This is a genomic window from Paraburkholderia phymatum STM815, from assembly GCF_000020045.1.
GTDB lineage: Bacteria > Pseudomonadota > Gammaproteobacteria > Burkholderiales > Burkholderiaceae > Paraburkholderia > Paraburkholderia phymatum.
In genome coordinates, this window is sequence record NC_010625.1 from 834,842 (window position 1) to 853,098 (window position 18,257).

Annotated in this window: 16 protein-coding genes and 1 pseudogene; 2 read left to right on the forward strand and 15 right to left on the reverse strand. The window is 62.6% G+C overall.

Annotation, left to right across the window (positions count from 1 at the left end; genetic code table 11):
* Window positions 1-95: 95 nt before the first annotated feature.
* Entirely contained in the window at window positions 96-611 is a 516-nt protein-coding gene (locus tag BPHY_RS31220) for a DUF2867 domain-containing protein (protein ID WP_012405465.1), read from the forward strand.
* A 58-nt stretch (window positions 612-669) separates the two neighbouring features.
* On the opposite strand, the gene BPHY_RS31225 is transcribed toward BPHY_RS31220, so the two are convergent.
* The 6 genes and pseudogenes from BPHY_RS31225 to BPHY_RS31250 form a co-directional block, all read right to left on the reverse strand.
* Entirely contained in the window at window positions 670-1,740 is a 1,071-nt protein-coding gene (locus BPHY_RS31225; RefSeq protein ID WP_012405466.1) for an ABC transporter ATP-binding protein, read from the reverse strand.
* 39 nt (window positions 1,741-1,779) lie between these two features.
* Complete coding sequence (locus BPHY_RS31230) at window positions 1,780-2,622, reverse strand: ABC transporter permease (RefSeq protein WP_012405467.1); 843 nt, start codon at window positions 2,620-2,622, stop codon at window positions 1,780-1,782.
* Window positions 2,619-3,542 (reverse strand): ABC transporter permease, encoded by a 924-nt coding sequence (locus tag BPHY_RS31235; RefSeq protein ID WP_012405468.1) that lies wholly within the window; start codon window positions 3,540-3,542, stop codon window positions 2,619-2,621. The genes BPHY_RS31230 and BPHY_RS31235 overlap by 4 nt, the downstream gene beginning before the upstream one ends.
* A 5-nt stretch (window positions 3,543-3,547) precedes the next feature.
* Entirely contained in the window at window positions 3,548-4,645 is a 1,098-nt protein-coding gene (locus BPHY_RS31240; RefSeq protein ID WP_012405469.1) for an ABC transporter substrate-binding protein, read from the reverse strand.
* A 160-nt stretch (window positions 4,646-4,805) separates the two neighbouring features.
* Window positions 4,806-5,405 (reverse strand): annotated as a pseudogene (locus BPHY_RS31245) (aldehyde dehydrogenase family protein); the annotation flags it as partial.
* 128 nt (window positions 5,406-5,533) lie between these two features.
* Window positions 5,534-6,487, reverse strand: coding sequence for a LysR family transcriptional regulator (locus BPHY_RS31250; RefSeq protein WP_012405470.1), 954 nt, complete (start codon window positions 6,485-6,487; stop codon window positions 5,534-5,536).
* A gap of 171 nt (window positions 6,488-6,658) precedes the next feature.
* Between BPHY_RS31250 and BPHY_RS31255 the strand changes: the two genes are divergently transcribed.
* Entirely contained in the window at window positions 6,659-7,876 is a 1,218-nt protein-coding gene (locus BPHY_RS31255; RefSeq protein ID WP_012405471.1) for an FAD-dependent monooxygenase, read from the forward strand.
* 84 nt (window positions 7,877-7,960) lie between these two features.
* On the opposite strand, the gene BPHY_RS31260 is transcribed toward BPHY_RS31255, so the two are convergent.
* The 9 genes from BPHY_RS31260 to BPHY_RS40230 all read right to left on the reverse strand — a co-directional run bounded on the left by BPHY_RS31260 (window position 7,961) and on the right by BPHY_RS40230 (window position 18,256).
* Entirely contained in the window at window positions 7,961-8,275 is a 315-nt protein-coding gene (locus BPHY_RS31260) for a hypothetical protein (RefSeq protein ID WP_041765700.1), read from the reverse strand.
* Window positions 8,276-8,657: 382 nt separating this feature from the next.
* Window positions 8,658-9,674 carry a GlxA family transcriptional regulator gene (locus BPHY_RS31265; protein ID WP_012405472.1) on the reverse strand — a complete coding sequence of 339 codons (1,017 nt, stop codon included), beginning with the start codon at window positions 9,672-9,674 and terminating at the stop codon, window positions 8,658-8,660.
* 93 nt (window positions 9,675-9,767) lie between these two features.
* Window positions 9,768-11,084, reverse strand: a complete 1,317-nt coding sequence (locus tag BPHY_RS31270; protein WP_052306240.1) for an MFS transporter — start codon at window positions 11,082-11,084, stop codon at window positions 9,768-9,770.
* Window positions 11,085-11,365: 281 nt separating this feature from the next.
* Window positions 11,366-12,841 (reverse strand): purine-cytosine permease family protein, encoded by a 1,476-nt coding sequence (locus tag BPHY_RS31275; RefSeq protein ID WP_012405474.1) that lies wholly within the window; start codon window positions 12,839-12,841, stop codon window positions 11,366-11,368.
* A 16-nt stretch (window positions 12,842-12,857) separates the two neighbouring features.
* Window positions 12,858-13,652, reverse strand: coding sequence for a creatininase (locus BPHY_RS31280; RefSeq protein WP_041766103.1), 795 nt, complete (start codon window positions 13,650-13,652; stop codon window positions 12,858-12,860).
* Window positions 13,653-13,715: 63 nt separating this feature from the next.
* Window positions 13,716-14,975 (reverse strand): serine hydroxymethyltransferase, encoded by a 1,260-nt coding sequence (glyA, locus tag BPHY_RS31285; RefSeq protein ID WP_012405476.1) that lies wholly within the window; start codon window positions 14,973-14,975, stop codon window positions 13,716-13,718.
* Window positions 14,976-15,038: 63 nt separating this feature from the next.
* On the reverse strand, window positions 15,039-16,250 hold the full coding sequence (locus BPHY_RS31290) for a M24 family metallopeptidase (RefSeq protein WP_012405477.1): 1,212 nt from the start codon (window positions 16,248-16,250) through the stop codon (window positions 15,039-15,041).
* A gap of 159 nt (window positions 16,251-16,409) precedes the next feature.
* Window positions 16,410-17,375, reverse strand: coding sequence for a GlxA family transcriptional regulator (locus BPHY_RS31295; RefSeq protein WP_041765702.1), 966 nt, complete (start codon window positions 17,373-17,375; stop codon window positions 16,410-16,412).
* A 563-nt stretch (window positions 17,376-17,938) separates the two neighbouring features.
* Complete coding sequence (locus BPHY_RS40230; protein WP_012405480.1) at window positions 17,939-18,256, reverse strand: chaperone modulator CbpM; 318 nt, start codon at window positions 18,254-18,256, stop codon at window positions 17,939-17,941.
* Between the last annotated feature and the right edge of the window lies 1 nt (window position 18,257).

An 18,257-nucleotide genomic window follows, 5' to 3' on the forward strand; every position in this document is an offset into this window, starting at 1 on the left:
CCCGGTATATATTGGGCAACTGTCGAGCGGTCGATGGCGGGATCTCTCTGATCCGACCGCATGGAGCTGGCCCAACCTCATTTCGGTAATCGGATATGCACACAGACGCGAAGATCGAACAGGCCGGTTTGCCTCCGGCCTCACGATTGATGTCCTCGTACGGCCGAGCCGATTTTGCCGACGCTTTTTCGGTCGATCTGCCGGAGGGCGCGTCCCACGACGCCGAGTTTATCGCCCGGCACATCTTCGACCATCAGCCCGAATGGATTGCGGCGCTGCTGAAATTGCGCGACTTGCTAGTACGGCCGTTTGGTCTGAAGCGCGCCGCGGATCTCTGGGCCGCAGGCGGCGACAGGATAAACATTTTCCGCGTATTCGGGCGATATCCGAACGAGATCGTGCTCGGAGAGGACGACACGCATTTGAATTTCCGCGTGTCGGTACTCGTGCAGCCGCCATCCGATGAATGCTCCCGCCGGGTGATCGTGACGACGCTCGTCTTCTACAATCGCCTGCTCGGCCGTGCTTATATCGCGCTGATCGCGCCGTTCCATCGCATGGTCGTGCGAGGCTCGCTTCGTCAAGCACAGAAGATCGGATGGCCCACTTGAGTTACGGACCTAGCTGCCGCGGCGACGCGTCGTGCTGCTTTGTCGTAGTAAAAAGGATTCAATGTGCGGTGCACGCGGCGATGAGCTTGCACGCATGCGCCGGCAATTCGGCCAACACCCGCATGCCGACATGGAGGCCGGGTGTCTCGCGCGGCGTCGTGGCCGCCGTCAGCGTGAAGCCTTCGCAGTCGATCGTGGCCTCGATCGACGCCCCGACGTCGCGCACGAACGTCACCGTGCCTGGCAGGGTGTTCTGGCCCGGGGTCGCGGTCGCGGGCCTGACACACACGTCCTCGGGGCGAATCAGAAGCCGGATATCATCGGGCCCGCCAGGGGCTCGCATCGCCGGCTTCACTGCGATCGATTGCCCGCCGGGCAGCCCGATCTGGCCGCCGTCGAACGTCACAGGCAGGATGTTGCCGAGCCCGATGAAGTCCGCGACGAACTCGTTGACGGGTTCACGGTAGATGTCCAGCGGTTTGCCCACTTGCGCGATGCGGCCTTTTTCCATCACGACGATTTCATCGGCCATCGTCATCGCCTCGCGCTGATCGTGCGTGACCATGATCGTCGTGATGCCCAGGCGCTGCTGCAGCAGCCGGATTTCGACCTGCATCGCTTCGCGCAGCTTTGCGTCGAGCGCGGATAGCGGCTCGTCGAGGAGCAGGAGCTTCGGAGAGGAAGCAATCGCTCGCGCGATCGCGACGCGCTGCCGCTGTCCGCCGGACAATTGCGCGACCTTGCGCTGCGCCATGTGTGGCAACTGGATCATCTCGAGCAACTCGGCGACGCGTCTGACCTGCGCCCCCCGGTTGACGCGGCGCAGCCGCAGCGGATAGGCGACGTTTTCCGCTACGGTCATGTGCGGAAACAGCGCAAGCGACTGGAACACCATGCCGAACTCACGGCGGTTGGCCGGCACCTGCGTCAGATCGCGGCCGGCAAATGTCACCGTGCCCGCCGTGGCTGTTTCGAGACCGGCGATGATCCGCATCAGCGTAGTCTTGCCGCAGCCGGATGGCCCGAGAAAGCAGACCAGCTTCCCGTCCGGCACGCTCAGGTCGACATGATCGACTGCGTACGTGGTATCGAAGCGCTTGGTGATGGACTGGAGTGTCAAGTGGGTCATGGAAGATCCTTGTGCCCGCGTCCGCCCGGGCGGACGCGGTTACAGTGCGACGCCTTCATCGCCAACCAGCCTTTCGAGCAGCCAGATCAACGCAAAGTCGATCAGCACGATGAAAACGGCAAACGAAAACACGGTCGGGTCGAGCGACGACACAGTGCGGCTGTAGAGCCACACCGGCAACGTCATCGTATTGATGCTGTACAGGAAAAACGTCACCGTGAATTCGTTGAACGAGATGATGAACGCGAACAGCATGCCTGCAAGGATGCCCGGCCGCATGAGTGGCAACACGACATCGAAGATTGCGCGGCGCGGACTCGCGCCCATCAGGCAGGCCGCCTCCTCGAACTCGGGACCGATCGACGCGATGGATGCCGCGCAGTTCTTGACGGTAAACGGCAACGCGAGAATCACATGCGCGACGATCAGGCGCAACATGCCGAACTCCATCGGCAGCACGTTGAACACCAGCAGCAGCGACAGACCGAGCATGACGAGCGGGTACACCAGCGGCAACGCGACGAGCTGTTCGATGATGGCCTTGCCGCGGAAGCGGTAGCGCGACAGCGCATACGCCGCGGGCGCCGACACGGCGGTGGCGATCATCATCGTCGAGACTGCGACCAGCAGGCTCGTCGTAAGCGCCGTGCCCATCGATAGCGTATCGCTGGCATCCGACGACACGAACGTTTGCCACGCGGCGCGATACCAGTGCAGGCCGTAGCTCTGCGGCGGGAATTCGAGCGTCTCCGAGTTGCCGAATGACATCGTGATCATGGTCAGGATGGGCAGCGCGGCGAGAAACAGCACGATCGTCGCGAGCAGACCCGTCGTGCGGCTTAGACGGCCCGGCATGATCGCCCGAAGGCGTAGCGTACTCATGGGCGGGACTCCGCGTCGTATTTCATGCTGCGCGCAAGTCGCTGCGAAAGCGTCATCACGGTGAGCGTCGCGACCATCAACACGACGCCCGACGAAGCCGCAGCCGGCCAGTTCAGCAGCGGCGCTACCTGGTCGTGCACCAGCACGGCGAGCATCGGCACGCGTCGGCCACCCAACAGGAGCGGCACGGCAAATGCGCTCGCGTTGTATGCGAAGACCAGCAGCGCGCCCGAGACGAGCCCCGGCATCGCGAGCGGCAACATCACGTGGCGCAGCGTTTGCCAACGGGTCGCGCCGAGTGTCGCGGCAGCTTCTTCGTAGGAGCGCGAAACCGCGCGCATGGCACTCGATATCGGCAGCACCGCCAGCGGGAACGCCGTCTGGATCAAGCCGAGCAGCACCCCGTTCTCGCGATATAGCCACTGCAAGGGGCGATGGATCAGACCGCCGCCGAGCAGCGCATGATTGAGCAGCCCCGCGGGCCCGAGGATCACAAGCCAGCCGTAGCCCTGCAGCAGCAGATTCACGAGCAGCGGCAGGAGCACGCCCGCGAGCAGGAGCCGGCGCACGAGCCTCGACTCGGTACGCGCCATGGCAAGCGCCACGGGAATCGCGAGCAGCACCGCGCAGGTCATGCTCTGGAACGCGAGCCGAAGCGTCAGCCACAGCGAGTGCAGAAAGTACCCGTCGAGAAGATCAGCGTAGTTCTGTAGCGTGAACGCACGCCACTCGTTGCCCGACACCCCGAAGCTCATCCGCAGCACCGCGAGCGATGCGGCGATGAGCACGGCAAGAAAAACGAGGATCGGCGCGAGCAGCAACAGCGCCGGCACGCGCGGCAACGCCGGCGCGTCGCCGCATCTCGCGGCGTCGGCTGCGGCTGCCGCTGTCCCCACGCGGCGGGAAGAAAGCGCTGACATGATCGTCAGGCCGAGAAGATCTCGGTATAACGCTTGATCCACGCCGCCTGCACGAGCGCGAGCGCCTTGTCGTCGTGCAAGACGGCTTTCTCGGCGATCTGCTGAGGTGAAGGCACGAATGCGCGGCTGTCGGCGGGTATCAGCGCTTTCGAGTTCACCGGGCCGTTCAATACATCGGCAGCCATGCGGCCTTGCACGCCGGCATCGAGCGTGTGGTTGATGAAGGCATGAATCAGGTCGATGTCGCCAGGATGAGCCTTGGGGATCACCGAGAACATGAGCTGCGTCGCGAAGCCTTCCTTCATTCCGTACGTGACGCCCATCTTGTACTCCGGCTTCCTGATCTGATCAGGGAAGAATGCCGGTGAATAGATGCCGCCGATATCGAGCGAACCCGTGCGGAACAGGTCCGCCACCTGATTCGGATTTTCGCCGAGCGTCATCACCCGCTCTTTCAGCTCCGCCAGCTTCTTGAACCCGGGCTCGATGTTCTGCTGAGAGCCACCCACGAGCTTCGCGGCGATGATCGCGAGATCGACTGCTTCCGCCCACTCTGGCGGCGGCAGGAACAGACGCCCTGCGTATTTCGGGTCCCACAGCGCTTCGTATGAGGTCGGCGCGGTCTTCACAGTCGATGTGTTGTAAATGAGGCCGTCGGACCACAGCAGATAGCCAATGCCAAAACCGTTTGCGCCCGTGCGGTATTGCGGCAAAACGTCCTTCAGGTTCGGCAGCTTGTCGAGATCCGGCTTGGCCAGCAGCCCCGCTTCACCGAGACCTGCGGCGCCGACGCCGGCGAGCGTGATCACGTCGTAGGTCGGACGGGTACCGGCAGCCTTCACTTTTGCGACCATGCCCGAGGTGCCGTCCGCGCGGTCGGCGATGACCTGTGCGCCCGTCTTCTTGCTGAACGTGTTGGCGATGTTGCGCAGTGCCGCCGCGCCCGTGTCGTCGGACCAGGTAAGCAGCCGCAGCGTCTTGCCCGCGAAGCTGCTCTGCTGGGCTTTAGCAGTGCTGATGAAGGGCATTGGCAGCGCCGTGGCGGCGAGCGCTGTGCCAATGGTCTTGATTGCCTGCCTTCGGCTCCGCTTGAAGTCCTGCATGGTCATCTCCTGTACGCCTTGTCGCTGGGGGGCCATCCGGCATGCCCATCGGCCGCCCGGAAGGTGAATGAACTGTATGTGGGTCAATATCCGCCAACAATCGAAATCTCTGCATGCGGGCCATGACGTGAACTCATGAGGTGGGGTTTCCGGGGATTCGTCAGGCGGTTCTCGCTGCCGACAACACCTGCTTGATTTCCTGGAAGGCGGCGAGCCCGAACGGCCCCAGCTCGCGGCCGATGCTGCTGCGCTTGTAACCGCCCCACGAGGTCTGCGGAAAGATCACCTGAGGTGCGTTGATCCAGACCACGCCCGCTTCCAGCGCGTCGGCTACGCGCTTCTGGCGGGCTATATCGCCCATGACGACCGTTGCGACCAAACCGTACTCGGTATCGTTCGCGATGCCGACTGCTTCGCCCTCCGTGTCGAACGGGCGCACGCAGAGAACCGGCCCGAAGACTTCCTCGCGCCACACCGCGCTATTCGCGCAGACATCGACGAAAATCGTCGGCTTGACGAAATAGCCCCGACCGGCGGGCACTGCAACTTCGATCGTCTTGCGCGCACCGTCGGCCTTGCCTTGCGCGATATAGCGCTGCACGCGCTCGTATTGGGCACGATTCGTCAGCGGTCCCATCTGCACGCCGGGCATGAAAGGATCGCCGACGACCAGCTGCGTCACCCGCTCGGCAAGCCGCGCGATGAGCGCCTCCGCGATCGGGCGCTCGACGAGCACGCGCGAGGTGGCCGAGCACATCTGGCGCCCGGAATGCCAAATACGTACTCGACGCCGTAACCTTCGAGCAGGGTTACGAGCGCTTCGCCGCAAGTTGGAATCCGCATAGCAGGCCGTTCGGCCATCGTCGCTGCTTCATCGAAGCGGACAGATCACCGGCCAACCTCAGCTTTCGCAGTCTTCGTTCTGCGCGTTTGCGACGACGAGTCTGCGAACAGGTCGATCACCATCCCGCGCAGCCAGCGATTGCCTTCGTCGTGGTGGACTCGCGCGTGCCAAAGCAAATGGATGGGCGCAGCGGGCAATGTCGAAGGCAATGCGCGCAGGCTCAGTGAATACGGCGCTGCCAGTTGCAAAGCCAATCGCTCCGGCACCGTGGCGATCAGATCGGTGCGTTGCAGAATATAGCCGACGCTCATGAAATGCGGCACCGTCAAGCGCACTCGGCGCTGCACGCCTCGACGCTTCAGCCAATCGTCCACCTGACCATGTCCGGTGCCCGCTGACACCACCACCAGATGTTCGGCTTCTCGCCACGCCGCGAGCGTGAGCGGCGCACCTTCGAGCGCATGGCCGCGCCTGAAAAGGCAGACATAGCGCTGATTGAACAGGCGCCGCTGATAGAACCCGCCTTTGAGCTGTGGCAGCAGACCGATGGCGAGATCGACCCTGCCCTCTGCCATCTCGTTGCTCAGATTGACACTCGTGTCGCGAACGGTATTGAGCGCGATGCCAGGCGCCTCGCGCGATAGCAGTTCGACAAGCGCGGGCAGAAAGACGACCTCGCCGATGTCCGTCATGCCGATCGTGATTGTGCGCGTGACGCGCAGTGGATCGAAACCGGTCTCGGGATTGAGTGCGTCGTGCAGGATCGCGAGTGCCTGAGAGACGGGCTCTGCCAGGCTCAACGCGAACGGCGTGGGCACCACGCCGCCTGGCCCACGCACGAACAGCGGGTCCCCCAGCCTTCGACGCAGTTTGGCGAGCGCGTTGCTGACGCCAGGCTGACTCATGTTCATCTGCTCGGCCACGGTCGATACGCGCCGTTCGTGCATCAACCGTTGGAAAAGCAGCAGCAGATTCAGATCAACATCGCTCAACTCCATGACCCGGGCGTTCCTCGTTCATTGATTTCAGTGATGTTGCGGATTCTGGCCATTTTATTGCGAAATGCGCCACCACTGCAGAGAATTCAGACACGGCACACACACCAGCTTCGGCACAGCGCGGGGTGCCATGCCGACGCAAACACGCAGTCTGAATACTGGAGACACTTCATGAAACAGCTGGATCTGAAGATCGCAATCATCGGTGCTGGCATCGGAGGCCTCACCCTCGCGCTTGCTCTGCGAGAACACGGCGTCGATGCACAGCTCTACGAGCAGACCGACGAACTTCGCGAGGTCGGAGCGGCAGTTGCGCTGTCGGCGAATGCCACGCGCTTTTACGAGAAGATGGGACTGGGTGAAGCCTTCGATGCCGTGTGCGCCGAAATTCCCGCGCTGATCTATCGGGACGGGCGCAACGGCGAAGTCATTGGAGAGCATCGCGGCGAACCGAGTTATCGCCAGCAGTTTGGAGGCGCCTATTGGGGCGTGCACCGCGCGGATCTGCAGGCCGTGCTGTCGAGCGCGGTCGGCCTCGATCGCATCAATCTTGGGCATCGGCTGACCGATATCGTGCAGCATCCGGATCACGCGACTTTGAGTTTCGCTAACGGACAGCGCATCGACGCCGATCTCGTGATCGGCGCGGATGGGGCGCGCTCGATCACGCGACGCTGGATGCTCGGCTATGACGACGCCCTGTACTCAGGCTGCTCAGGTTTTCGTGGCGTGGTGCCGGCCGAACGCATGGATCTGCTGCCCGATCCCGAGGCCATTCAGTTCTGGGTCGGACCGCACGGCCATCTGCTTCACTATCCCATCGGCGACAAGGGCGATCAGAATTTCCTGCTGGTCGAGCGCCATCCCTCGCCGTGGCCGTCACGGGACTGGGTCACGCCTGCGAGCGAGGGTGAGCAATTGCGCCTCTTCAAGAACTGGCATCCGGCAGTGGTGCAAATGATTTCGGCCGTACCGATCAGCCAGCGTTGGGGCCTGTTTCATCGCCCGCCGCTCGGACGCTGGAGCAAGGGACGCGTGACGCTCATCGGCGATGCCGCGCATGCGCTCGTGCCGCACCACGGCCAGGGCGCCAATCAGTCGATCGAAGATGCCGTGGTGCTGGCGGCGCAACTGGCCAAAGCGGGCGCGGGCCGCTGGCGCGAAGCGCAGGAGGCGTACGAGCGGCTTCGGCGGGGCCGCACGCGCAAAGTGCAATACGCCTCGATCACAACGGCCGATGTGTTGCATCTGCCGGACGGACCCGAGGCACAGGCGCGCAACGCCCGTCTTCGCGCACGCGATAGCCTGCTGCATCATCTGGACTGGATTCACGATTTCGACGCGCTCGCACAAGAGCCGACGGAACGCCAGGGCGGCACCTGGCTTTGAACGGCTCGTGCAGGCATCGATCAGAGAAGCGACCGTGATCGCTCATCGTGGTTGTCGACCGTAACAGCTTGAGGATGACGGTGTTCAAAGGGCCAGCTTCTGCCTGGTAATACGAAGCGGTCCCCCTTCTTTGCCAGCCAGCCCGGCGTCCGTCAGCGCCAGGATGGCCGCAAGGATGCCCGCCTCCCGCCAGGTGAGGGTCCGGAATACGACCATCGCAAACAGCACGCCGAGCGCGATGGTGAGCAGCATGCCCGAACTCAGGAGGCGCGCCGGCAGATTCGCCTCGCCCTTCAGCATGCCCGGGCACGCGCGCGATGCGTCGGTGAAGAGTGTCATCACGAGTCCGAGTTCGGCAACCAGCAGCAGCTCCTCGCGACCGAGCACGAGTTCGTGCAACGCCTCCTAAGCTCGCTGGTTGGAGACCGCTGGACTCGCGTTTCGGCCGACCCTGTCCGTGTCCATGACTGCTACGATCGCTGCAAAACGACATGCACATCACACCGCCGATCTGGCGCAAACTGATTGACCGATGTCAAACCAATATGCTACGAGCCACATGGACGCGCGAGAGCGCCGGCGTTTCGCGGGTGCGTTCCATTCCACCAGCGCGAGAATCGACGCCTGCGGCCTGCGGCGAACGCATTATCGCTAACAGCATTGCGGGCGGCAAGACTGTGCCGCTCTACAGCAGCAACACTGTCGACGCGCCACGCGATAGTTAGGGCGAACACGCGCGCTGCCGTTCATGCGTTCGAGCGGCGCGCGTGCACATTGATCGTCAAGTCAACGACCTCGCGAATCCCGGCCGCGGCTCCTGCCCGCTCCCGGCATCCGCGCGAACCCGATCGGCGCGATAGGCATTTGGCGAGAGGCCGAACTCCTTGCGAAACTCGCGGCCCAAATGCGATGCGTCGGCGAAACCGCAAATCGCGGCGATCTCCGCCACCGTTCGATCCGAGTCCGTCAGCAGCCACGCAGCCGTCCTGATCCGCATGCGCCGCGCGTATGCGAGCGGCGACTCGCCCGTTTGCGTCTTGAACAGCCGCTGCAAATGGCGCACCGACATATCGACGCGTTCGGCCAGTTCCTCGAGGTTCAACGGCCGCCCGATGTGCTGTTCCATCAGATGGACCGCGCGCTTCACGCGCGGATGTGTGACGGGCTTGGTGCCGGGCGGATGCGGTTGAGGCGCGCTCGCCCGCTGCGCGTCCTCGACGAGCAGGATGCGCAGCGCCTTTTGCACGGTCGCAGCGTCGATATGTCTTTGCAAAATCGCGGCGGCCACATCGATCGACGCCCGGCCGCCCGAACACGAAATGCGGCGGCGATCGATCACAAAAAGCCGGTCGGCGACGAGCAACGTTTCGTCGACGCCGGGAAAGCGCGCAACGTAGTCCCAGTAGTGGAACCAGCTGACGCACACGCGATAGCCGTCCATGACGCCCGCGCGTGAGAGCGCGAACACGCCCGTGCAGATGCCCACGAGTGTCGATGCAGTCGCAGCGGCATGACGAACGAAGCGAAGCGTCGCATCGCTCGCGCCCGGTCCCGAATGGAGCAGACCGCCGATCACGACGACGTAATCGAAGCTGCCGGCATCGTCGAAGGTTTGCCACGGCTGGATCTGAATGCCGCAACTCGCTCTCACGGGCGTAAGCGATTCGCCGACTACCGTCCACGCGCACCGGACCGGCTTGCTGAAATCGCCCTCGTCGCTCGCGAGACGCAAGAGATCCACGAAGCCGGAAAACGCAGTCAGCGTGAAATTCGGCAACAGGACGATTCCAAACGTCACGGGCCGCGCTCCTTCGGGGGCGACGGCATGGCTCCCGGCGCCGTCGGCACGCGTCCGTAACCCGTGTTGATCGGCTGCGATACGCATGGAGGCTTACTCGTCGGCAAGCGGCGCATGCGAGGTTTCGCGGCTCACGCTCATAGCGATCAACGCGACGATGGCTGCGCCCACCAGATACCACGCAGGCGCGAGCTTGCTCCCCGTCGCGCCGATCAACCATGTCGCGACCAGCGGCGCCGTGCCGCCGAACAGCGCATTGGCCGCGTTGAAGCAGAATGCGAAGCCGCTGTAACGCACGCGCGTCGGGAAGATCTCCGACAGAAAGCAAGGCAGCGTGCCGTCGTTCATCGTCAGCAACGCGCCGAACGCAATCTGGATTGCGACGATCGTCATGAAGCCCGCGCCGCCGAGTCCCTTGAAGAGCGGCACCGTCAGCACCGCGAACAGGATCGACGCGCCGATCAGCATCGACTTGCGGCCCAGCCGGTCCGATAACGCGCCCATCACGAAGATCAGGCCGATATAAGCCGTCAGCGAGATCGTCGCGGCGATAAACGATGCTGTTTCGTCCATGCCCAGTTCCGTCGACAGATAAGTCGGCATGTAGCTCAGCACCAGATAGAACGCGACTGCATTCAGGCACGTCACGCCGAACGCGATCAGCATTTTGCCGCGATGCTTGCCGAGCAGTTCGGCGATCGGCGCGCGCGCGACGTGGCTCTGCTGTTCGAGCGCCTTGAAACGCGGCGTGTCTTCGAGCTTCACGCGAATGTATCGGCCGATCAGGCCAAACGGCGCGGCGAGCAGAAACGGCAGACGCCAGCCGAACGAATGCAGTTGCTCGCTGCTCAGCACGGCATGCATGATTGCAATCAGAATCGAGCCGAACAGCAGACCCGCCGCCGTGCTGGCGGGCACGATGCTCGTATAGAAGCCGCGCCGGTTCGACGGCGCATACTCAGCGAGAAACGCCGACGCGCCCGCATATTCGCCCGAAGCGGAGAAGCCCTGAACCACGCGCACGAGCAGAAGCAGAACGGGCGCGAGCACGCCGACCTGTGCATAGGTCGGCAGCAGCGCGATCACGAACGTCGACGCGGACATGATCAGAATCGACAGCGACAGCGACGCGCGCCGCCCGATCTTGTCGCCGAAGTGCCCCCACACAATGCCGCCGACGGGTCGCACAATAAACGAAATAGCGAACACGCCATAGGCCGCCAGCAAGCCCGCGCTTCCGTCCGTCTTCGGAAAGAAAACGACGGCGATGATCGTCGCGAGATAGCCGTACGACGCGTAATCGAACCACTCCACGAAGTTGCCGATGAAGCTCGCGAAGGCCGCACGTCTGAGCAGCTTTGGATCAACGGCTGCGTTTGCGGAACTGTCGCCCGATGTGCTGTCCCGCATGCCGTCGACGGACGCGATCCCGCTCGCGGACTCGCCATGTAAAGCTTGTTTCGTATTCATTGACTCTCTCCAGACCTGATGATGATCGAACGGTGTGAGTGCATGGTAGGAGTCCAACAGCACGGAAAATTTCCGCTTTCGACATCGTGTTCGCTGTTTCCGACATCGAGGGTATACGCCAGCGAAGGCGTCCAGACACGCGTAAACGCAAAAAAACCCGCTGTATCCGCTAACGTCGTGCGACGCCTGCGGATACAGCGGGCAACCTCGGACAATACCGATCAGATCGAAGTGGAATGGACGTCGCCGCGCAAGCGATCGCTGGCCGATGCCCTGAGGAAGAGCGGATGTCGGCGAGCAAGCAGGAAATAGGCGACGCCGCCTGTCAGCAGCGAGCACTCGAAGCTCAGATCGCCCCAGCCGAGATAGTCGCGCATCAGCGGGCTCACGTAGGTCGGCGAGTTCGAGAACACGATCGACGCCACGATGCCCAGCACCCACGCGATGATGCCCGGCCAGAAAATCCCGTTCGTGTACCAGTAGGCGCCGCTGCCCCACTTCATCCAGTCGTCGGCGCGATAGTGGCCGCCACGCATGAAATAATCGACGACGACAATCGCGGCCCAAGGGGCGGTCCAGAAGACCATGTAGTTCAGAAACACCTGATACATGTCGAAGAACTGCCCATAAAACACGGTGACGACGCGAAACGACAGCGTGAACAACGCGATGATCGCCAGCGACGTCACACGGTTGATGGGAATGCGCAGCGCGAGAAGACCGAGACCCGCCGTGTAGCCATTGGGCACGTTCGCCGCGATGCCGCCCAGAATAATCGCAAACAGCAACGGCACGATGAACCATGTCGGCAGAAAGCGGCCGAGCTGACTCACGGGGTCTTCGCCGAGCGAGCCGCCGAGTGCCGTCGCGAACAGCACGCCGATCACTTCGCAGAACATCAGCGCGACGAACTGACCGCCGCCCGCCGCCAGCACGATCTTCTTCCAGCTCGTTTCCGCGGGGAAATAGCGGCTGTAGTCGGAAGCGAAATTGGCCCAGCCGATCGGATAGGAAAACACGATCCCCATCGCAATCAGCCACGTGCTGAGCGATCCGCCGCCGTGATTGACCTGAGAGGCGATGGCGAGACTGGTGTGCGGCAAGACGAACGTTGCAAGTCCGGCAAAAAGCACTGCGAGTATCAGCGCAATCCATTTTTCGGCGGCGATGATAGTCGCGTGGCCGAAGATGGCGAGCACGATCTCCGCAGCAAGAATGATCGCGAGCGATACCCACACGACTGCATGACTATGAAAGCCGCCCATTTTCAGCAGCGTTTCAAGCGCCTGGGTAGCGACGACGGAGTTGATCGAAAACCAGCTCAGCGCTGAAATCAGACTGACGGCTTTTGGCAGGAAAGAGCCGAGTTGCCCGAACGAGCTTCTCGACGTCATGATCCCGGACGTGCCCGTTTTCGGCCCCATGATGGTCGTCAGGCCCAGCACGAAGCATCCCAACGCATTGCCGACCAGAATGGCGAGCAGCGCTTGCCATAGCGACAGCCCTTGAGACAGCGCCAGCGCGCCCGTGACGACGACCACATAGTTCGTGTTTGCGCCTATCCACATCTTGAAGAGCTCGGCGGGTGTGCCATGCCGGTCTTCGCGCGGGATCGGGTCGATCGCGTGCTGCTCGATACTCCACGCCTTGTCGGCGTCCACTGCATGGTGCGAATGACTGCTCTGATGCGCGCTCATCGCTCTCTCCCCGTTGTCAGGCCCGCGATGCTTTCGCACGCGCTTGCCACGCTTCGCCCAGCGCCTGTGACATACCTTCCACGCAGACGTCGAACAGCAATTTCCCCTTCTCCGCCGATGCATTCGCGGCCGACGACAGACATCCCGATGCGGGCGTCCATTCAGGGATCGGCGGGAACACGTCATACGGCGGAAAGGTGACGGCCGCATGCGTGGGCACTTGCGACATGTCCACCAGATGCGGATGCAGATGCAGCATCAGCGACGTCTCCAGCACGCCGCCATGCTCGACGGCCCAGCCCGGAAAGCCATCGGGATAGATACGCGCAATCGTCGTCTCTGTGACGAAGTCCCAATACGACAGCATCACGACCTGCAGATCGCAAGTGCCCTCCCATTTCAGCTCGCGCAATGCGAGATCGATCCCTTCGACGGCGAACATCGAGTTCTCGAAGTGGCCGTTGATGAGGCAGATCGAACGTGCGCCGTGCCGCGCGAATTCCTTGAGGATGTCCTTGATGGTCGACGTTAACGTATGACCATCGAGACTCGTCGTGCCGCACAGATGATTGCCGCCGCCGCTCTTTTGCTGCGACTTGTATCCGTAGGCGATCGCGGGCGCGACCAGCGCTTCGATGTTTCGTGCGACCGCGATGCCGATCGCCGTCGGCAGCAGCACATCGGGGTTCATCGACATATGCGGCCCGTGCTGCTCCAGCGCACCGAGCGGAATTAGCACGGGCCAGCCATCGCCGATGCGGCGCGCGTACTCGGGCGCCGCGAGTTCCCCTATCACCACGCTTTGCTTCATCACTGTCTCCTCGTTGTTACGCGTCGCGTTGTTCTGCATGCCGATGTGCGGCGCCGAAGTTTGTCACAGCCCTCTGTACACGGGCAATCGCGCGCACAGTCGCGCGACCTGGTCGCGCACGTGTGTCTCCGTCCGCTCATCGCCGATACTGTCGAGCACATCGCAGACGAGCGACGCCGTCAGCCTTGCATCGTTCTCATCGAATCCGCGCGTCGTGATGGCCGGCGTGCCGATCCGAATGCCGCTCGTCACGAACGGCGACTGCGGGTCGTTCGGCACCGCGTTCTTGTTCACCGTGATGTGCGCGCGGCCGAGCGCCGCGTCCGCGTCCTTGCCCGTGATCCCTTTATCGACGAGATCCACGAGGAAGAGGTGATCGTCCGTGCCGCCCGACACCACCTTGTAGCCGTGCTCGATGAAAACGCCCACCATCGCGCGCGCATTGTTCAGCGTCTGCTTCTGGTACGCGACGAATTCCGCGCCGAGCGCTTCCTTGAACGCCACCGCTTTCGCCGCGATCACATGCATCAGCGGGCCGCCTTGCGTGCCTGGAAAGACCATCGCGCTGAGCTTCTTTTCGATCGCTTCGTTGGCGCGCGCGAGGATCAGACCGCCCCGCGGACCGCGCAGCGTCTTGTGCGTGGTCGTCGTCACGACGTCCGCAAATGGAACTGGATTCGGGTAGAGACCTGCCGCAACGAGACCGGCCACATGCGCCATATCGACGAACAGAAATGCGCCGACGCTGTCGGCGATCTGGCGAAAGCGCGCGAAGTCGAGCACGCGCGAATACGCTGAGAAGCCGGCCACGATCATCTTCGGTCGATGTTCGAGCGCGAGCCGCGCGACGTCGTCGTAGTCGATCAGTCCCGTCGCCGCGTCGACGCCATACTGAACCGCGTTGAACACCTTGCCCGAAAATGACACCTTCGCGCCGTGCGTCAGGTGGCCGCCGTGCGCGAGGCTCATGCCAAGCATGGCGTCGCCGGGCGCGAGCAGCGCGAGATAGACGGCCGCGTTCGCCTGCGATCCGCTATGCGGCTGAACGTTGGCGTACCCAGCGCCGAACAGCTGCCTGGCCCGCTCGATGGCCAGCGATTCGACCACGTCCACATGCTCGCATCCGCCGTAATAGCGCTTGCCCGGATACCCTTCCGCATACTTGTTGGTCAGCACGGAACCCTGCGCTTCGAGCACGCGCGGACTCGCATAGTTTTCCGACGCGATCAGCTCGATGTGATCTTCCTGTCGTTGACGCTCGCCCAGCATCGCGGCCGACAGTTCGGGATCGAAGCCCGCGATCGTCTGTTCTTTTGAAAACATGTACAACGCCTCCTGCCTTGGTGGATTCGCCTGCGGCCTGAGCCGCAGGGCTTCGCTCGGCCGTCAGCCTCCGATGATGTTGCGGTCCGGCCCATACGGAAAGCCGGTGATATTCGTCGCGCCCTTCTCGCCGACTACGAGAATGTCGTGCTCGCGATAACCGCCCGCCCCCGGCAGACCTTCCGGCAGCATGATCATCGGCTCCATCGACACGACCATGTTCGGCTCCAACACGGTATCAATGTCTTCGCGCAGTTCGAGGCCCGCTTCGCGGCCGTAGTAGTGCGACAGCACGCCGAACGAGTGGCCGTAGCCGAACGTCCGGTACTTGAGCACGCCGTATTCGGCGTAGATCTTGTTGAGCTCGTTCGCAATGTCACCGCAGCGCGCGCCTGGCTTGATCAGCTTGAGACCCGCTTCATGCACCTCGACGTTGATCTTCCAGAGCCGCAGATGCTCGTCCGGGCAGTGATCGAAGAACATCGTGCGTTCAAGCGCCGTGTAGTAGCCGGCGATCATCGAGAAACAATTCAGGCTCAGGATGTCGCCCTTCTGTACCTTCCGGGTGGTGACGGGGTTGTGCGCGCCGTCGGTGTTGATGCCCGACTGGAACCACGTCCACGTGTCCATCAGTTCGGAATCGGGAAAGCGTCGCGCGATCTCGCGCACCATCGCCTGCGTCGACGCGAGCGCCACTTCATGCTCGGGCACGCCTTCATGCACGGCCGCCGCCAACGCGGCGCCGCCGACGTCACAAACGTTCGCGCCATGTTTGATCAGTTCGATTTCTTCCGCCGACTTGATCATGCGCATGCGCATCGTCTGCGCGCTGATGTCGACGAACTCGACGGAGGGCAGCGCTGCCTTCAGCTTGCTCAGCACCTCGACGGGCAGCTGGTCGAACTCGACGCCCACGCGGCCCCGGTTATCGATCTCGCCCTGCACGGCCCGGAAAAAGTTGTCGCGCTGCCAGTCGGTATAGACAACGTTGTAGTCGCCGACCGTGCGTCGCCACGGCTGGCCGCCGTCGATATTCGCCGAGATCGACACGACCTTTTTGTCCGTCACGACGAGGCCGTATTTGCGGCCGAACGAGCAGTACAGAAAGTCCGCGTAATAGTTGATGTTGTGATACGACGTGAACAGCACCGCGTCGATGTTTTCGCGCGCCATCAGCTCACGCAGCTTGCCTTGACGGCTTGCATATTCGGCGCCGGAGAACGTGTGCTTCACTTTCTCGCCGTTCTCGATGCGGATCAGGTTCTCAAGTTTCATGTGCTCGGCTCCTCGGTGAAAATCCAGTTGAAGTGAGCCTCATGTTAGGGTTCTGACCGGCTCGAATATTTCCCGATGCGACACAGGAGTTTTTGTTTTCGACATCGAGGGTTAACCACGAGCGTCGCGGGTCCCCGCGTGTTTGCTTCTGACGAGGGTTCAGAGCGCCTTCTGATAGCGCCTGCGGTCGGCCATCGGGGAAATATGGAACTGCGTCTTGTAGCGAGTCGAAAAGTGGGTCAGCGACGTGAAGCCCGTGCGCGCGCAAACTTCTTCCAGCGGCTTGGCCGTTCGATACAGCAACTGCCGCGCGCGCAGCAGGCGGATCTCCAGATACGCTTGCGCGGGCGTCTTGCCGAGGCGCTCCTGAAACCATCGTTCAAGTTGCCGCTGCGAGACGTCGAGAAACGTCGCGATCTCCGCGACGGACAGCGGTTCCTCGACGTTGCTCTCCATGACCTGCAAGGCCTCGTCCAGTCTTGCGTGCTCGGCGCCGATGTACTGCCGCAGCGACGTGACCTGACGCTGCTCGTGACTGCGCCGCTCGGCGACCAGCAGTTCGAGCACGCGCGCCGACAGCGAATGGCTGCCGGGCGGCATGCCGAGCAGATGCACCATCAGGTCGAGCGGCGCAACGCCGCCACTGCACGTGTAGCGGTCGCGATCGACCTCATACAGACGGTTCGAGACGGTCAACCTCGGAAACTGCTCCAGCAGCACGTCCTGGTCTTCCCAATGAATCGTGCATCGGTAGCCGTTCAACAGACCCGCGCGCGCCAGAAAATAACTGCCCGTATCGAGCCCGCCGAGCGCGGTTCCGCTGCGTGCGTGATAGCGCAGCCAATCGAGCACGGCGCCGATCCCCTTGCGCGGAATCGGATTCGGACCGACGACGAACACGGCATCGAATTTCCCCGCCTCGGCCATCGACATATCGGGCAACACGCGAATCCCGTCGCTCGAACACACGTACTCGTTACCGGCTCCAATCAGCCGATACTCGTAGACCTTGCGCTCGACGAGCATGTTCGCGATCCGCAAAGGGTCGACGGCCGCGCCTAGCGCGATCAGCGAGAAGTTGTCGAGCAGCAGGAATCCGTAGCGCGTCACGCGCAGATCATGCATACCCGCGTCGATCCGGCTTTGGGGAGTTTGCTCGGGGGTGGAGCACATGGTCGGCGATATCGGGGCAAGTGTTCAAACCGGGATCATAGCGTCGCTTCATTGACGCGGGACCGCGAACTTCCCCTTCGCAGCATATCGCCTTGCGAGGCGCTTCGCGAATCTCCGTCGATCAGTAGCGTCTGACCGGAGATCGAACGCCCCGCGCCCGTAGAACGAACGAAAGCTGTCCCCGTTGCGCCAGCAATTGTGTCCATGACGGGCACGCCGCACGCGCGGACCTGCTCGAAAAGGCGTCGGCACACCGGCTGTGGCACACGGCCGCGACTTAAAAAGCGATGGCGCCCGCTTATCCGAAGTAGACTCCATCGCTGTAATCGTCCGCCGAGCTGAGGCAGTGGGCGCCACACTCAGCCGCTTAAAGTCGCCGCCAGGAAGCGAAACCTGGCAGCGTTCGCACTTCCATAGACCTTTGCGAAGCTCACGAGGCCTGTGGAAACCTCGCTCGGCCGCCCTGAGAGAGCCGGTTGCTGGCCCAACCGGATCTGATGCATATACGGTCCTGTTCAATGATCGTGCTGACGGCCAGCCCGCTTCCTCAGCGCTTCGATTTCGTCGAGCAGGTCAAGGGCGAGCGCAATTCCCGGCGCATTGATCTGAAGGTCGCGAGTCAGCCGACAAGCGGTGCGCACGCGCCGCAGTGAGGCCCCGCTGAACCGCCATTCCTGAGGCGCAGCGCCTTTTGGCTCGAGTGCGCCCTCGGCAACCCAAAGCGTGATCTCTTCTTCCGATGCGCCGCTTACTCGACTCAACTCGACGAGCGTGAACTCCATATTTTCATCAACAATCTGAGCAGACAGACTGGTCGTTTCAAATTCTCTCATG

What these genes read in the sequence shown, in the direction of transcription:
- BPHY_RS31220 (WP_012405465.1), top strand. Translation starts at nt 96, where the DNA reads ATGCACACAGACGCGAAGATCGAACAGGCCGGTTTGCCTCCGGCCTCA.
- BPHY_RS40230 (WP_012405480.1), bottom strand. Translation starts at nt 18,256, where the DNA reads ATGAGAGAATTTGAAACGACCAGTCTGTCTGCTCAGATTGTTGATGAA.
- BPHY_RS31290 (WP_012405477.1), bottom strand. Translation starts at nt 16,250, where the DNA reads ATGAAACTTGAGAACCTGATCCGCATCGAGAACGGCGAGAAAGTGAAG.
- BPHY_RS31270 (WP_052306240.1), bottom strand. Translation starts at nt 11,084, where the DNA reads ATGCGGGACAGCACATCGGGCGACAGTTCCGCAAACGCAGCCGTTGAT.
- BPHY_RS31225 (WP_012405466.1), bottom strand. Translation starts at nt 1,740, where the DNA reads ATGACCCACTTGACACTCCAGTCCATCACCAAGCGCTTCGATACCACG.
- BPHY_RS31295 (WP_041765702.1), bottom strand. Translation starts at nt 17,375, where the DNA reads ATGCATGATCTGCGCGTGACGCGCTACGGATTCCTGCTGCTCGACAAC.
- glyA (WP_012405476.1), bottom strand. Translation starts at nt 14,975, where the DNA reads ATGTTTTCAAAAGAACAGACGATCGCGGGCTTCGATCCCGAACTGTCG.
- BPHY_RS31280 (WP_041766103.1), bottom strand. Translation starts at nt 13,652, where the DNA reads ATGAAGCAAAGCGTGGTGATAGGGGAACTCGCGGCGCCCGAGTACGCG.
- BPHY_RS31275 (WP_012405474.1), bottom strand. Translation starts at nt 12,841, where the DNA reads ATGAGCGCGCATCAGAGCAGTCATTCGCACCATGCAGTGGACGCCGAC.
- BPHY_RS31240 (WP_012405469.1), bottom strand. Translation starts at nt 4,645, where the DNA reads ATGCAGGACTTCAAGCGGAGCCGAAGGCAGGCAATCAAGACCATTGGC.
- BPHY_RS31230 (WP_012405467.1), bottom strand. Translation starts at nt 2,622, where the DNA reads ATGAGTACGCTACGCCTTCGGGCGATCATGCCGGGCCGTCTAAGCCGC.
- BPHY_RS31250 (WP_012405470.1), bottom strand. Translation starts at nt 6,487, where the DNA reads ATGGAGTTGAGCGATGTTGATCTGAATCTGCTGCTGCTTTTCCAACGG.
- BPHY_RS31235 (WP_012405468.1), bottom strand. Translation starts at nt 3,542, where the DNA reads ATGTCAGCGCTTTCTTCCCGCCGCGTGGGGACAGCGGCAGCCGCAGCC.
- BPHY_RS31255 (WP_012405471.1), top strand. Translation starts at nt 6,659, where the DNA reads ATGAAACAGCTGGATCTGAAGATCGCAATCATCGGTGCTGGCATCGGA.